The organism is Neptuniibacter pectenicola (genome assembly GCF_001597735.1).
In the GTDB taxonomy this organism is placed as follows: Bacteria; Pseudomonadota; Gammaproteobacteria; order Pseudomonadales; family Balneatricaceae; genus Neptuniibacter; species Neptuniibacter pectenicola.
In genome coordinates, this window is the sequence record NZ_LUTS01000092.1 from 1 (window position 1) to 424 (window position 424).

Genomic DNA, 424 nt, shown 5'->3' on the forward strand with positions numbered 1-424 from the left:
TTACGCTGCTCTAATGCTGGCATGACCACCGCTTTTTCAGTTACAGGGGCTGACTGAATAGCTAAAACCTCTAACTGAGATAGATTCTGCAACCGGCCACGGCGTGAAGGTGGCACTTTGCCAATCGGTAACACGCCAGGCTTATCAGACCGCTTGGCTCTTTTATTCTGAGAAATTAATGCCTGACGGCGGCGTTCTAGCCCTTGGTCGGCAAACTTTATAGACAGGTTGCCATCTACTGCCGCCTTGATTACTCGCGCCTTGAACTCAGGCGAGCCATTCACGGTAATGCGATTACCGTAACGCTCCATTGCTACCTTTAGCGCAGCTAAGACACTGGTTTGGCTGGAAGCCGTCGCCACTTGTAGACGCTCACCATCATCACGCACGGCGCTGTTACCTGCTCGATAAATAATGGTGCCTT

Annotated in this window: 1 protein-coding gene; it reads right to left on the bottom strand. The window is 51.4% G+C overall.

Going from position 1 to position 424, the window contains the following annotated elements:
* Positions 1-424 (bottom strand): LPD7 domain-containing protein (locus A3773_RS17005; RefSeq protein ID WP_331709181.1); only part of this gene is annotated, 424 nt, incomplete at both ends.